The following is a 12,501-nucleotide window of genomic DNA, read 5'->3' as shown; positions in this document are numbered from 1 at the left end:
GTATTTTCCGATTCCTATTTTTAATTTATTTTTCATTCAAGCAAAAAAAGAAAACAAAATCTCGTTTATTTGCTAATTCGTCTTACCAACCTTTTGTTAGTGTTGTGATAGCAGCATATAATGAAGAGAAGGTTATAGCTAAGACGATTCGCTCAATTTTGGATAGTAATTATAGAGAGTTTGAAGTTATTGTCGTTGATGACGGATCGAAAGATGATACGTCAAAAGTAATTCAAGAAACATTCTATAAACATCCTAGAGTTCGTTTAATTCAGAAAGAAAATGGTGGGAAATCATCCGCAATGAACTTAGGATTTCAAAAATCAACAGGAGAAATCATTGTCACTTTAGATGCGGATACAATTATTGCGCAAGACGCTATTTCTCTAATGATCAGACACTTTGAAGATCATAATGTAGCAGCAGTTTCAGGTAATGTCAAAGTGGGAAACAGACGGAACTTGTTAACTACTTGGCAACATGTTGAATATATTACAGGATTTAATTTAGAACGCAGAGCTTTTGATGAGTTAAATTGTATTACGGTAGTTCCTGGAGCTATTGGAGCATGGCGTAAAAAGAATGTAGTCGAATCTGGATATTTAAGCGAAGATACATTGGCAGAAGATACGGATCTTACTATTACATTTTTACGTGAAGGGCATAGAATCGTATATGAAGAAAAAGCGTATGCTTATACGGAGTCACCTGAAGATGTGAAAAGTCTTATTAAACAGCGATATCGTTGGTCATATGGTACACTCCAATGTCTTTGGAAACATCGAAAAGCATTGTTTAATGCAAAACATAAAACATTAGGGTTTATTGCATTGCCTAACATGTGGTTATTCCAATATGTTCTGCAATTCATTGCTCCTTTAGCAGATATTTTAATGATTATGGGGCTATTTGGTAGCAATCCGCTAAAAGTTTTAGGATTTTATTTTGTATTCTTTTTAATGGATCTTCTCGCTTCTATGTTTGCATTTAAATTAGAGAAAGAGAATCCTAAACCACTAGTATGGTTAATTTTACAACGCTTTATTTATCGTCAATTTATGACTTATGTTGTAATTAAATCTATATTTTCATCCATTCGAGGGATAGCGGTAGGATGGAATAAACTAAAGAGAATGGGAAGTGTTGAGCATTCCCCTGAACATAAGGAGGCATCATAAGAGAGCAGATAATCTGCTCTCTTTTTGTTATTGACTTTAGTTAGTTGAGTCTAGAGAAGACGAAAAACCAAAATCTCCTATAACGAAATTTCTATTCATTATTGACTACTCATAGTGAGACGTTATATGAAGAAATCCCTTTAGTTTCGGACTGAAGGGGATTTTAAATATTTTTTAAAAATGACGGACACAAAATCGTATATTCTTTCGAATTATATATATGGATATCATTGATGTTTATATAAAAGGAGAGAAAAAATATGAAAAAAACAAAAGAAATGTATGAAGAAATCTCTGAAGTATTAAAGGTGTTGGCGCATCCTGTCCGTTTATCCTTAGTAAAAATAATGCTTGCAAAAGGCCCTACCAATGTAACAACAATGTATGGGAATTTACAAATGCCCCAAAGTACAATTAGTCAGCATTTGTCCAAACTAAAAGCCGCTAAAATCGTTACAGGTACTCGGAAAGGATTAGAAATTTATTATGAGGTAACGGACAATCGTACCAAATCAATATTAGCATGCTTAGTATAAATGATGACTTACTAGACTTCATAGTAACAAATTATATAACTATCATAACACTAATTATTCAAATGGTACAGGCATCCCGTTGGACAGTTTTTCTGTTATTCTTAACGTGAAGCTAGCAAATAGAAAAATTAAACTATTTCAAAATGAAACACGCTATTCTTTCCTATGATTCTACAGAAAGAATAGCGTGTTTTTTTATTTTAAGGAGCGTTTTTTATTAGCTTGATAGCATGGTATTATCTCTAGAATACAAAATTATGTTTTTGCTTTCATTTTTTCTTATAAATTCGAGCTCAACAGCTCGACTATCTCATCGTATCCAAGGCGTTTGGCAGTTTCAATAGGGGTTTCTTTTAATTTTTCATTATTTGGCATACTGTATAATGTTGCTTTCGCATGCAAGTTCGGTTGGTGTTTTAGTAACACTCGAACAACTTCAATAAAGCCTCGTTCACATGCAATATGTAATGGTGTGACTTTTCCTTGTTTTGTACTATGAATATTAGCTCCATTTTCTAACAACAACGCTGCCATTTCTGGTTTATTGCGGTCGCAAGCAAGGCTTAATGCACTCCTTTTGTATTCTTCTAGTAATTCCATATCAATACCATTGTCTATTAAAACCTTTGTCGCTTCAAGATTGTTATTCTCCACTGCGTAGTGGAGCGCTGAATGTTTCCTACTTGTCACCGCATTTATATTGGTAATGCGGTCCAAAATATATTGAACAATTTCTTGATTACCAGAACAACTAATTAAATGAAGAGGCGTGACTTTTCCGATCATGATTTCATTTACATCTTCGCCTTTATGAATTAAATATTTTACAATTTCCGCGTTACCTTTTCCGCATGCTAGGGCAAAAGGTGTTTCCCCATTATATTTAATCTTCAAATCTGCTCCTGCTTCCACTAGTAATGTAACAATCTCAATATTTCCATTTAGGCAAGTAATGTGAAGTGGCGTCTTTCTATCAGGTCCTTTTTTATTTAATGCGGATGGTTTAATATTTACTAATTTTTCTTTAACTGTTTCTATGTCATTCCTCATACAAGCATAGTTTAACGTTTTCTTAAAATTTTCTGCTTTAATAGCGCTTTGCAGTTGTGATTTACCAAAATCAGAGGTTGGTTCAATATGATAATGGGTGTATGCAAGCCAAAGTAATGCAGAACTGCATTCTAAAGTAGGATTTAAATCATCATAATAATCAATCTCATATAAACCATTTGTTTTAACAGTTAAAACAAACGCAGTCCAGTTTGGTTCCCCAGTATGACGTACTCTTTGAATGTTGTCCATAATTTCATTAGATGGAAGTCCTTCTGAGCCATGTTCAAATACCTTCACAGATTCAAAATGGAAGTAATTATACGTCGTGACAACCTCATTGTAAAATGCAAATAACATCGATTTCTCAGCTGCATTGGGTATATGCTTTAACATGATTTCCACAAGTGTTTTTATATGTTGATTTTTCAATTATTTCACCTCTATTAATAGTTTTACAGTAATGTTGTGATTATTCGGATTTTTTAACGAACTAATAATAAAATATAAACTTCACTTTCCGTAATTCTTGATATTTATTTGATTTTTACATATATTATAACATTTCTCCTTAGTTTGCTGGTAAAATGGCCTTCATGTTCATTAAGCTGTTTAGTTTTTATGTACAAAGTTTGTGGAATATTATGAAACCTCAATTGAATGACCTTGGTGTGTTAACAAGAGGATTTCCAAGACAGGCTTCTTTAGTGGTAACCATTGGTGGTGAAAATACTAATTTGAGGATGCTCGATATTTTATCAATTGGGCTGGGCAGTGGAACTCGTATTTTTGGATAGAGGACATCATTTGTTTTTGATATATTAATAGTTAGGGAACACAAATAAGGGGTGGAGATATAGAAATGGAACTATTTGATTACTATAAGCGAAAAGGGAAGTTTAAACTGTTAATTGGGACGGGTATTTTTATTCTCGCATTATGCTCTGTATATGACAATTGGGGACGTGTTAATTGGGGAGAGGTTATCTTTATTGTTATCGCTTCTTCCATCTTTTTCGGAATTGGATTTTGGCAGTTAAGAAAAGGGAATTTGATACAAAAGAATACTGTGAAAAGTAATGCAACGTTTTGGGATGTTGATACTTTTGTCGTATTAGAATTACCTAAACGGAACAAGCAATTTGGTTTATATCATCCTGATGGTGGATATGTTGCAGGAACAAAGATGGTTTCATCTAACATTCTTTTTTCAGTGATACCTTTTTTACATAATAAAGATGTTTATGGATTAGAAACGAGTAGTGGGGAAATTCTAGCATATTTTCATACTGAAGTGGACGGATATGATTGGGTAATCTATGATTCGAATTATAACCAGATTGGTATGTTTAAGGAAAAAATGATACAAGGATTTACCATGATACGTGGTTCTTTGATGACTGATAAAGCCACAAAGTTGTCCGATGTAGAAGTTGAGTTTGATTTTATTCAAAGTACTCTCCGTACAATAGATGGACGCACATTAGCAATCGGTAAGCAAGGATATATGCCTATAGAATGGAGTGAGAGGTTTATGGGTTTAAATGTACCTACTATCACATTAGGTTCTAATGCGTCTAATAATGAAAAAATCCTCGGCCTAGGAGTGCTCCTTTATAGCCTACGTACAATTGAAATTAGAAAAAGTAGAGCGAGCGTTTAATGAGGGAAATGTAGTATGTATATACGAAACCTTATAAAAATCTCATCTTTCTAATTATTTTTTGGGGTTGCTATCTTCTTAGTTCGGCAGATGTGGGGGTACGTCCTATGTCCATCAACTTAAGAAAACAAGTTACCCCAAAAAACGATAAAAATAAACTTCGGTGCTATAAAATCACAAAATTTCCATTTTAGGAGTACTTTACAACGTTAGCTTAATGGCATGTTACAGTACCCTATTATAAAATTTCAGAAGAATTCTTGACATAGAAGATGTAACAAAGTTGGTAGGGTTCTTTTAGTCATTTAATCTTTTGATCTGATGATCTTTTCCCCATTCAAATAGTTCATCCATAATTTGCATTAAAGATTTTCCATGTTCGCTTATTGTGTACTCAACCTTTGGTGGTACTTCTTGATATACAGTACGATGGATAATCCCATCAGCCTCAAGTTGGCGAAGTTGTTGTGTAAGAACTTTTTGCGTAATGTTTGGAATTTCTCGTTTGATTTCATTCGTTCGCATTTTTCCATCCGTCAAAACACATAAAATATGAACTTTCCATTTTCCACCGATTACTTCGAGTGTCGTTGCGATTGGGCAATCATCATTTTGATTCATATAACACCTCCATAGGTACTTTAAGGTTCCTATAGTACCTGAAAGTACGTACTTTTCAATTATATGTGACTCATTCATACTAATACTAAAGCGTTTGAATTATTTATAAGGGGGAAGAAAATATATGAAAACACTTGTAATTGTAGCACATCCTGATATTGAAAAGTCTCGAATTAATAAAAGATGGGTAGAAGAACTTGAGAAATATCCAGATGAAATAACGGTGCATGAATTATATAAAGTGGCACCAAATTGGGAGTTTAATATTGAAGAAGAACAAAAGCTGTTAGTAGAGCACGACCGATATATATTTCAATTTCCGCTCTACTGGTATAGCTCACCACCATTATTAAAAAAATGGTTCGATGATGTATTAACATATGGATTTGCGTACGGATCAAAAGGGGATAAAGTGAAGGGAAAAGAATTTGGTGTAGCTATTTCTATAGGTGGTTTAGAAAAAGACTATAACAATAGCGGAATTACGATGGATGAGTTAATAAAACCATTCCACGCTACAAGCTTATATACAGGAATGGAATTTATGCCTTCATTTTATTTATACGGAGCAGAATATGAAATCAGTGATGAAGAGATTGATAAAAGTGCCCCTGAGTATGTGAAATATGTTATGAATAAGAAGTATTCTAATATATAAGGAGAAACAGCCATTTACTAATTAAGTAGATGGCTATTTTTTGATTTCATTTAAATTCACTAAGTTTAATCTTTAGTAAATTAATAGTTAATCTTGTAAAATAAAAAACCTAACATATATAAAGGGGAGTTTTACTTGAGAACGATGCAGCAATTATTACAAAAAAGAGCAATGCAATCACCGAATTTGGAAGCACTTGTCGGGGGAGAGAAAAGGTATTCGTTTCAACAATATAATGAACGAGTAAACCAGCTTGCACATTACTTGTTACATTGCGGTGTGCAAATAGGAGATCGCATAGGGATCTTATGCAAAAATAATCATCCGTTTCCAAGCGTTATGATGGCAAGCTTAAAAATTGGAGCGGTATTTATTCCACTTAATCATCAGCTTACTGCTTATGAATTAGAAACGATTGTAAAAGAAGCAAAATTAAAAGTATTAGTTATTGATGATGAATTTAGTGAAGCTTTATTAAAAATTGAAGCAGTTAAAGAAATTCCTTATGTAATTGAGACGACAAAAGAAGGCTTTGGCTCATTTGAATTAAAATTAAAGGAACAGTCAATAACAGAACCGAACGTGGAAGTTCATGAAGAAGATGATGCCATTTATTTGTTTACTTCAGGAACGACTGGACAGGCAAAAGCATGTGTAATTGGTCATAAAAACTTACATCATTATTTTACTGAGATTGCGGGGCAAAGAGAAATTCCAGCAGGTGAACGCTTTTTATCAGTGCACCCATTGTTTCATATGAGTGGCGTGCTTTCTATTTTAAATTGTATATATCATGGCGTTACGATGGTCTTTTTAGCTGATTCGAATCCTACTCTTATTTGGGATAAGATTGAAGAAGAAAAGATTACTACAATGCTTGCGTTCCCAGCTGTTTATAGTTATATGCTTGATGAACTAAATAAACAAGAGCGTAACATTTCGACTTTGAAAGTAGCACAAAGCGGTGGTACAAAAGTACCGGAAACGCTCATTCAAGAATATATAGAAAAAGGAATATACATGGTGCAAGGCTATGGTAGTACAGAAGGTTGGGTCGTAACCTCATGGCATCCAAATATGGGAAAAGAAAAAATGTCTTCTGTAGGGAAAACACTTAAGCATGTAGAGTTAAAAATTATTCATCCAGAAACAGGTGATGAACTAGCAACGAATGAAGTTGGAGAGATCCACGTAAGAAGTCCTTACATGTTTAAAGGATATTGGAATAACGAAATGGCGACAAAGAAGGTAGTAAAAGATAATTGGTTTAACATGGGTGACGCCGGCATGATAGATGATGATGGATTCCTACATATTATGGGAAGATATAAAGATGTTATCGTGCACGGTGGTGACAACGTATATCCAGATCAAGTAGAAGATGTAATTCATGAAATAAATGGTGTTCTAGAAGTTGCAGTAGTTGGGATTCCAAATGATTTTTGGGGAGAGATTCCGACAGCTTACATTGTAAAAGACATTCAAACATCTTTAACAGAAGAAGAAATTATTCAGCATTGTAAAGAAAAACTAGCAAGCTATAAAATACCAGAAGTTGTATTTATGGACGAATTACCGAAAAACGCTTTAGGGAAAGTGTTGAAGAGGGAATTAAGAGAAGTTGTTATTTTAAAATAAAAAGTTGTTAAACGATAAGGAATCCAGTTATGTAGTAAGCATAACTGGATTTTTGTTTATAAAAAACATAATAATTTACTAGATTTTGTATTTTGTGTAAGATAATAAAGAATATTCAATTAATAATCAAAGGAAGAGATATAAATGAAGCTGCCACTATTACAAGTAGAGACAGAGAGACTGATTATCCGTCCATTTCAAAAAGAGGATTATGAAAGTTGGTTAGATGGATTCAATAAGAGGTTACCATCTCAATATAAATACGATGATGGCTATCATGACATGTCGTCTTCAACGAAAGAATGGTTTATGGAATGGATAAGGGGTTTTGATGAGGCGGCACGACGGGATGAAATGTACGTTCTAGGTATTTTTCAGAAAGAAGATGGCGCCAATATTGGAAAGCTAGAGCTTATAAAAATTTTACGCATGGATTATCAATGGGCAATGATGGGCTACTCTATTCATAATCAATATTGGAAAAATGGATACGGAGTAGAAAGTGTAATAGCTGCGCTGCCGTTATTTTTTAATAGCCTTCAATTTCATAGAATTGAATTACATATACATATCGATAATGAGCCATCCGTTCGTCTTGCAGAAAGAGCTGGTTTTTCATTTGAATGTATGAGAAAGGCGTTTTCTATGGGGAATGGTAAGTGGGCAGATTTTCTTATTTATTATAAAAATAAGGAGATGAGTATATGAGGGTAATTATTACAGGTGGAAATCGTGGATTAGGGTTACAGTTAGTGAAAGTATTTCATGAAAATGGACATATTGTTTATCCGCTAGTTAGAAGTGAGGAAGCGATAGAGCAATTGAATAAGGTTTTTACTTCTAGGTGTTTTCCTATATTAGCAGACTTGTCAGATAATGAGAGTACTGAGTGTATTAAGAAGCAAGTTGAGGAGTATACAAAGTATATTGATCTAGTTATAAATAACGCTGGAATTACTGGAAAGGAGACTGAGGTTTTACGTACAAATTCAGAAGAATTAATGGAACTATTTAACGTTCATTGTTTAGGTGTTATTCGAGCAATAAAAGGTACGTATTCAGCTTTAACTAAATCAAATCAGCCGAGAATTATAAACGTATCCTCTCGTTTAGGATCTTTACATAAAATGGCCGAAAAAGAATTTCTACAAGGGCAGTTCTCATATTCATACCGGATCGCAAAAGCTGCACAAAATATGTTAACGCTCTGTTTACAACAAGAGTTTGCGGATAAAGGAATTCGTGTAACCGCAATTCATCCTGGAAAATTAAAGACTGACATTGGTGCTTTTGATGCGAATATGACTCCTGCTGAAGGGGCTCAAAATATATATGATTGGGTAATGGATTCAAATGAGGATGTTTCGGGTAAGTTTATTGAACCGGGTGTAGGGGAGTTGAAGTGGTAATGTACGATCTTACAAGTATTCAAAATCTATTTGGGCCTTCAAAAAAATTTTAAAAGAGGATTAGGGGATATGAGAATGAAAAAAGTAAACGTAGTCCATTATGATGCATTTAGTAATAAACCGAATATGGGAAATCCAGCAGGTGTTGTATTAGAGGCGGATGGATTAACGAAAGAGGAAATGCAGCGGATTGCTGAAAAAGTTGGATTTAACGAAACGTCTTTCGTTCTTTCTTCAGAAGTAGCAGATGTAAGAATTCGCTATTTTACGCCTGGTCATGAAAATGATTTATGCGGTCATGCGACAGTAGGGACTATATATGCACTTCATGAAAGAGGATTATTAGAAGGGAAACACAATTTAACAATTGAAACGAAGGCAGGGGTTTTACCAATACATATAGGTGCGAATAAAAATGGGGAAACTTTTATTAAAATGAGACAAGCAACACCACGTTTTCAAATTTTTACAGGTTCCAAAGAGGCATTAGCTCACAGTATTGGTCTTGAATTGAATGATTTAGATGGAAATTTACCGATTGTATATGGAAGTACTGGTATTTGGACTTTAATTGTACCTATTAAAAAAATTGATGCATGTGAAAGAATGAAACCTAATAATAATGAATTTCCATCGGTACTAAAAGAAATGCCTAAGGTTGCGATTCATCCACTCTGCTTAGAGACATATGATGCAGAATCAAAAATGCACGGTCGTCATTTCTCATCACCTTATTCTGGAACAATAGAAGATCCAGTGACAGGAACTGCTTCAGGTGTAATGGGAGCCTATTATGCGACGTATTTGGAGAACGATTTTGATCATGAATTGGAGTTAATCGTTGAGCAAGGACAGGAAATAAATAAAGATGGTCGTGTAACGGTTTATGTAACGAAAGGTATAGAAAATGAGGAATTACAAATAGATATTGCTGGAACAGCGGTATATGTAAAAGAGTTCGAAATTTCAATATAAAAGAATGAAGCCCAGCATATAGCTGGAACTTCTCTTTATCTGTTCAATACTTCAATATACGAAGCATCTCCAGTTGTTCGAATTGTAGAGCGGAAATTGTTGTGTTCTAAAGTTTCAGCAACTTGTTTTAATTGCTGTGCATCATCATGATGAATGAGTAAACTATCTGCACCACTTTCTTCTATATGAATATGTGCAACATTTCCAATCGCTTCATGTATAGCTTTTAAAAATTCAGGTTTCATATTGTCCTCCTATATGTATGTAACATCGTTAAATAGTATTTCCTTATTTTTGAAATATAAAAGTAGAAGAAAGGGGAAATGAAAATGAATATAACACAGTTTAAAGAACATATTACATCAATTTTTGAAGAGCATCTTAATAAATACGGTGATGACGAGTATGGCTTCACTCACATTAGTAAAGAGGAATTTCACAAAATAGGTTACACGACAAATTTGACGCTAGAAACAATTGAAGAAGCATATCGAAATGGGGTTGATATGATACTTACACATCATGCACCGTGGAGTTTTTTATTTGGTATGGAAGAGGCATGTATTGAGAAATTAAAACAATATGAAATGAACCATTTTTAGATTCATTTGCCGTTAGATTTTGTAAAGTTTGGCACGTGTACGTCGTTATTTAACGAAATTGGGATAGATACAATACTGGAATATTCCACGTATGAGGAAGAAGAGCTACCGGGAATAGGAGAATATAAAGAAGCGATTCCGTTTTCAAACTTAGTTGAAAAACTTGAAGAGAGAATGGAAGAGAAAGTGAAGAGTTGGAAAAATCATGATAAGCCAGTAAAACGGATTGCGATATTAACAGGTGCAGGAAACAATACAAACCTTATTGAGCGTGCGCTAGAAAAAGGTTGTGATACGTACATAACAGGAGAAAAAACATTATATACGGTGCAACATGCGAAATTTAAAGGAATCAATTTGATTGTAGGAAGCCACACATTTACAGAAGTGTTTGGTGTAGAAAGTTTGGCTCGTAAGTTAAAAGAAAGAGATAATTCAATAGAAATTACTAGATTAAATGAAGATCATTTGGAGTGAGGGAAATGGTAACTATATACGCAAATTATGGGGAATCAAAAGTGAAGTTAACGTGGAAAAAAGATTGTATATTGCCAGAATACGAAAGAATCACGAGTGTTCACGGTTTTTGTTTTCATAATAATAAGGTTTTACTGATAGACCATGAGCAGCGTGGTTGGGACTTTCCTGGTGGGCATATAGAAGAAGGGGAACTACCAGAAGAATGTTTTAAAAGAGAAGCGTGGGAAGAAGGTTATGTAAAAGGAGAATGTACTTTATTTGGATATATTATCGTTGACCATAGTGATAATTCAAATTGGAATGAAAATAGTCCGTATCCAAAAGTAGGGTATCAGCCGTTCTATCGGATGGAGATTAATGAAGTGCATAAGTTTGGCGGTGAGTATGAATCCGATAAAAGGATGTTTGTTAGAGTAGAAGAGAGTGCAGCGTATCATTATAAATGGAATGAATTATATGATGAAATCTTGAAGGAAGCCGTTTTAATAAAATGAAAATTATTTTTTGTTATATTAAGATATTGGAAGGGATTCTCTTTGATTTGTTAAATAATAGTAAAGTTGTCTTTTGAATTGAAGGAATCTTCAGATGTAAGGGTGAGTGAATGAACATTTCAGTAATCGCTAAACAACTAGTTAATGAGAAGGTTATTTCACATTATCCTAAAAGTATGAAAGTGTTGAGCGGAGGAACGACAAGTACTGTATATTTGTTGGACGAAAAATACGTTGTAAAGCTGAATGAATCGGACGTAATACGTGAAGAAGCGAATTTTCTTTCTTTTTATGAGGGGAATACTTTATTTTCGAAGCTTTTGTATATGGAGCCTTTAAATAGATATATTGTGTATTCTTTCTTTGAAGGGAGTACTTCGTGCGAACATGGATATAAACGGATTACGCTTAGTACACTTGTAAAAGAAGGTATTAATAAGTATGAAATAGTTTCAGATATAGATGGATGGGGATGGAAAGAAAGTCCGGTTCAATCTTGGAATGAATTTTTAACAACAAATGTGATAGAAGCTTATGAAAACCTAAAACCACATATAAGTGATGAAGAGTATAGAACTGTTCTTAAGCTTACAAATAGTCCAAATAGGGGGACTGGAATAAATAAGCCATTTTTATTGCATGGTGATCTTGGATTCCATAACTTTATATTTCAAAAGAATAAGTTAACCGGTGTGATAGATCCTTTACCAGTCTTAGGAGATCCTATATATGATTTAATTTACGCGTTCTGTTCAACTCCGGAAGATTTAACAAAAGAAGCAATTTGTTATGCGATGAAACAATGTGTATTTCATAAAAAAGAACGAGATTTATATGAGGAAATAGTTATAGGCTTATATTTACGTATAGATACGTGTTTAAGACACCACCCAAAAGATTTAGAAGATTGCTTAGTAGCTTGGCGTTATTGGATGAATGAGATTGTGTTCGATAGCGAAAAAAGACGGCATTATAGTACTTATATTTTGGGGGAGATAGAGAAATGAACATTTCAGAAGCAAAAAGAGATTTAGCACAAAAAACGAAGAGGGGATTTCCTGTTATAATAGTGATATTATCCCCTTTAAGTAGACAGTGTAAAAAGACCATGTACATACATGGATGTTACACTATTACTTGGAGGGGATTTTTCATGACTAAAAAAGGTTCAATATTTATTACATATTCAGAAGAATT

14 protein-coding genes and 2 pseudogenes are annotated in these 12,501 nt (G+C 33.8%); 13 read left to right on the top strand and 3 right to left on the bottom strand.

The annotated features are described in order from the left end of the window. Both BWGOE10_RS16830 and BWGOE10_RS16825 read left to right on the top strand, forming a co-directional pair. On the top strand, positions 1–1,178 hold a 1,178-nt coding region (locus BWGOE10_RS16830; RefSeq protein WP_131798975.1), incomplete at its 5' end, for a glycosyltransferase. A 260-nt stretch (positions 1,179–1,438) separates the two neighbouring features. After that, on the top strand, positions 1,439–1,714 hold the full coding sequence (locus BWGOE10_RS16825) for an ArsR/SmtB family transcription factor (protein WP_070144144.1): 276 nt from the start codon (positions 1,439–1,441) through the stop codon (positions 1,712–1,714). 279 nt (positions 1,715–1,993) lie between these two features. Here the strand turns inward: BWGOE10_RS16825 and BWGOE10_RS16820 are convergent, their stop codons facing one another. Then, the gene (locus tag BWGOE10_RS16820; protein ID WP_070144143.1) at positions 1,994–3,196 is read right to left on the bottom strand and encodes an ankyrin repeat domain-containing protein; all 1,203 of its coding nucleotides are present in this window, start codon (positions 3,194–3,196) and stop codon (positions 1,994–1,996) included. A gap of 212 nt (positions 3,197–3,408) precedes the next feature. Here BWGOE10_RS16820 and BWGOE10_RS31765 point away from each other — a divergent pair, with 212 nt between their 5' ends. After that, on the top strand, positions 3,409–3,561 hold the full coding sequence (locus BWGOE10_RS31765; protein ID WP_410254625.1) for a hypothetical protein: 153 nt from the start codon (positions 3,409–3,411) through the stop codon (positions 3,559–3,561). Positions 3,562–3,626: 65 nt separating this feature from the next. Then, entirely contained in the window at positions 3,627–4,427 is an 801-nt protein-coding gene (locus BWGOE10_RS16810; protein ID WP_070144141.1) for an ABC transporter ATP-binding protein, read from the top strand. A gap of 297 nt (positions 4,428–4,724) precedes the next feature. On the opposite strand, the gene BWGOE10_RS16805 is transcribed toward BWGOE10_RS16810, so the two are convergent. Beyond that, entirely contained in the window at positions 4,725–5,048 is a 324-nt protein-coding gene (locus BWGOE10_RS16805; protein ID WP_070144140.1) for a winged helix-turn-helix transcriptional regulator, read from the bottom strand. Between the two features lie 124 nt (positions 5,049–5,172). Between BWGOE10_RS16805 and BWGOE10_RS16800 the strand changes: the two genes are divergently transcribed. The 5 genes from BWGOE10_RS16800 to BWGOE10_RS16780 all read left to right on the top strand — a co-directional run bounded on the left by BWGOE10_RS16800 (position 5,173) and on the right by BWGOE10_RS16780 (position 9,728). Continuing rightward, on the top strand, positions 5,173–5,706 hold the full coding sequence (locus tag BWGOE10_RS16800; protein WP_070144139.1) for an NAD(P)H-dependent oxidoreductase: 534 nt from the start codon (positions 5,173–5,175) through the stop codon (positions 5,704–5,706). A 135-nt stretch (positions 5,707–5,841) separates the two neighbouring features. Next, positions 5,842–7,344: a class I adenylate-forming enzyme family protein gene (locus BWGOE10_RS16795; RefSeq protein WP_070144138.1), complete on the top strand. Its 1,503-nt coding sequence runs from the start codon at positions 5,842–5,844 to the stop codon at positions 7,342–7,344. A gap of 144 nt (positions 7,345–7,488) precedes the next feature. Then, positions 7,489–8,052: a GNAT family N-acetyltransferase gene (locus BWGOE10_RS16790; RefSeq protein ID WP_070144137.1), complete on the top strand. Its 564-nt coding sequence runs from the start codon at positions 7,489–7,491 to the stop codon at positions 8,050–8,052. After that, the gene (locus BWGOE10_RS16785; protein ID WP_070144136.1) at positions 8,049–8,753 is read left to right on the top strand and encodes an SDR family NAD(P)-dependent oxidoreductase; all 705 of its coding nucleotides are present in this window, start codon (positions 8,049–8,051) and stop codon (positions 8,751–8,753) included. Before BWGOE10_RS16790 ends, BWGOE10_RS16785 begins: the two co-directional genes overlap by 4 nt. A gap of 75 nt (positions 8,754–8,828) precedes the next feature. Next, a complete protein-coding gene (locus BWGOE10_RS16780) occupies positions 8,829–9,728 on the top strand; it encodes a PhzF family phenazine biosynthesis isomerase (RefSeq protein WP_070144135.1) in 900 nt (299 codons plus the stop codon). Positions 9,729–9,763: 35 nt separating this feature from the next. On the opposite strand, the gene BWGOE10_RS16775 is transcribed toward BWGOE10_RS16780, so the two are convergent. Continuing rightward, positions 9,764–9,973: a hypothetical protein gene (locus BWGOE10_RS16775; protein WP_070144134.1), complete on the bottom strand. Its 210-nt coding sequence runs from the start codon at positions 9,971–9,973 to the stop codon at positions 9,764–9,766. An 84-nt stretch (positions 9,974–10,057) separates the two neighbouring features. Here BWGOE10_RS16775 and BWGOE10_RS16770 point away from each other — a divergent pair. The 4 genes and pseudogenes from BWGOE10_RS16770 to BWGOE10_RS33150 all read left to right on the top strand — a co-directional run. Further along, positions 10,058–10,807: pseudogene (locus BWGOE10_RS16770) on the top strand (Nif3-like dinuclear metal center hexameric protein). Positions 10,808–10,812: 5 nt separating this feature from the next. Beyond that, positions 10,813–11,304 carry an NUDIX hydrolase gene (locus BWGOE10_RS16765; protein WP_070144133.1) on the top strand — a complete coding sequence of 164 codons (492 nt, stop codon included), beginning with the start codon at positions 10,813–10,815 and terminating at the stop codon, positions 11,302–11,304. Positions 11,305–11,414: 110 nt separating this feature from the next. Continuing rightward, positions 11,415–12,311, top strand: coding sequence for a phosphotransferase (locus BWGOE10_RS16760; protein WP_070144132.1), 897 nt, complete (start codon positions 11,415–11,417; stop codon positions 12,309–12,311). Next, positions 12,308–12,501 (top strand): annotated as a pseudogene (locus BWGOE10_RS33150) (hypothetical protein); the annotation flags it as partial. The gene BWGOE10_RS16760 and the pseudogene BWGOE10_RS33150, both read left to right, overlap by 4 nt.

Source organism: Bacillus mycoides (assembly GCF_001757995.1).
GTDB lineage: Bacteria > Bacillota > Bacilli > Bacillales > Bacillaceae_G > Bacillus_A > Bacillus_A mycoides_B.
Note: the sequence above shows the minus strand (reverse complement) of the source record. Positions and strands in the feature narration are given on the sequence as shown.

Bases quoted from the DNA above. Each gene is read 5' to 3' on its own strand.
- BWGOE10_RS16825 (WP_070144144.1), top strand. From the start codon at position 1,439: ATGAAAAAAACAAAAGAAATGTATGAAGAAATCTCTGAAGTATTAAAG.
- BWGOE10_RS31765 (WP_410254625.1), top strand. From the start codon at position 3,409: ATGAAACCTCAATTGAATGACCTTGGTGTGTTAACAAGAGGATTTCCA.
- BWGOE10_RS16810 (WP_070144141.1), top strand. From the start codon at position 3,627: ATGGAACTATTTGATTACTATAAGCGAAAAGGGAAGTTTAAACTGTTA.
- BWGOE10_RS16805 (WP_070144140.1), bottom strand. From the start codon at position 5,048: ATGAATCAAAATGATGATTGCCCAATCGCAACGACACTCGAAGTAATC.
- BWGOE10_RS16800 (WP_070144139.1), top strand. From the start codon at position 5,173: ATGAAAACACTTGTAATTGTAGCACATCCTGATATTGAAAAGTCTCGA.
- BWGOE10_RS16790 (WP_070144137.1), top strand. From the start codon at position 7,489: ATGAAGCTGCCACTATTACAAGTAGAGACAGAGAGACTGATTATCCGT.
- BWGOE10_RS16785 (WP_070144136.1), top strand. From the start codon at position 8,049: ATGAGGGTAATTATTACAGGTGGAAATCGTGGATTAGGGTTACAGTTA.
- BWGOE10_RS16780 (WP_070144135.1), top strand. From the start codon at position 8,829: ATGAAAAAAGTAAACGTAGTCCATTATGATGCATTTAGTAATAAACCG.
- BWGOE10_RS16775 (WP_070144134.1), bottom strand. From the start codon at position 9,973: ATGAAACCTGAATTTTTAAAAGCTATACATGAAGCGATTGGAAATGTT.
- BWGOE10_RS16765 (WP_070144133.1), top strand. From the start codon at position 10,813: ATGGTAACTATATACGCAAATTATGGGGAATCAAAAGTGAAGTTAACG.
- BWGOE10_RS16760 (WP_070144132.1), top strand. From the start codon at position 11,415: ATGAACATTTCAGTAATCGCTAAACAACTAGTTAATGAGAAGGTTATT.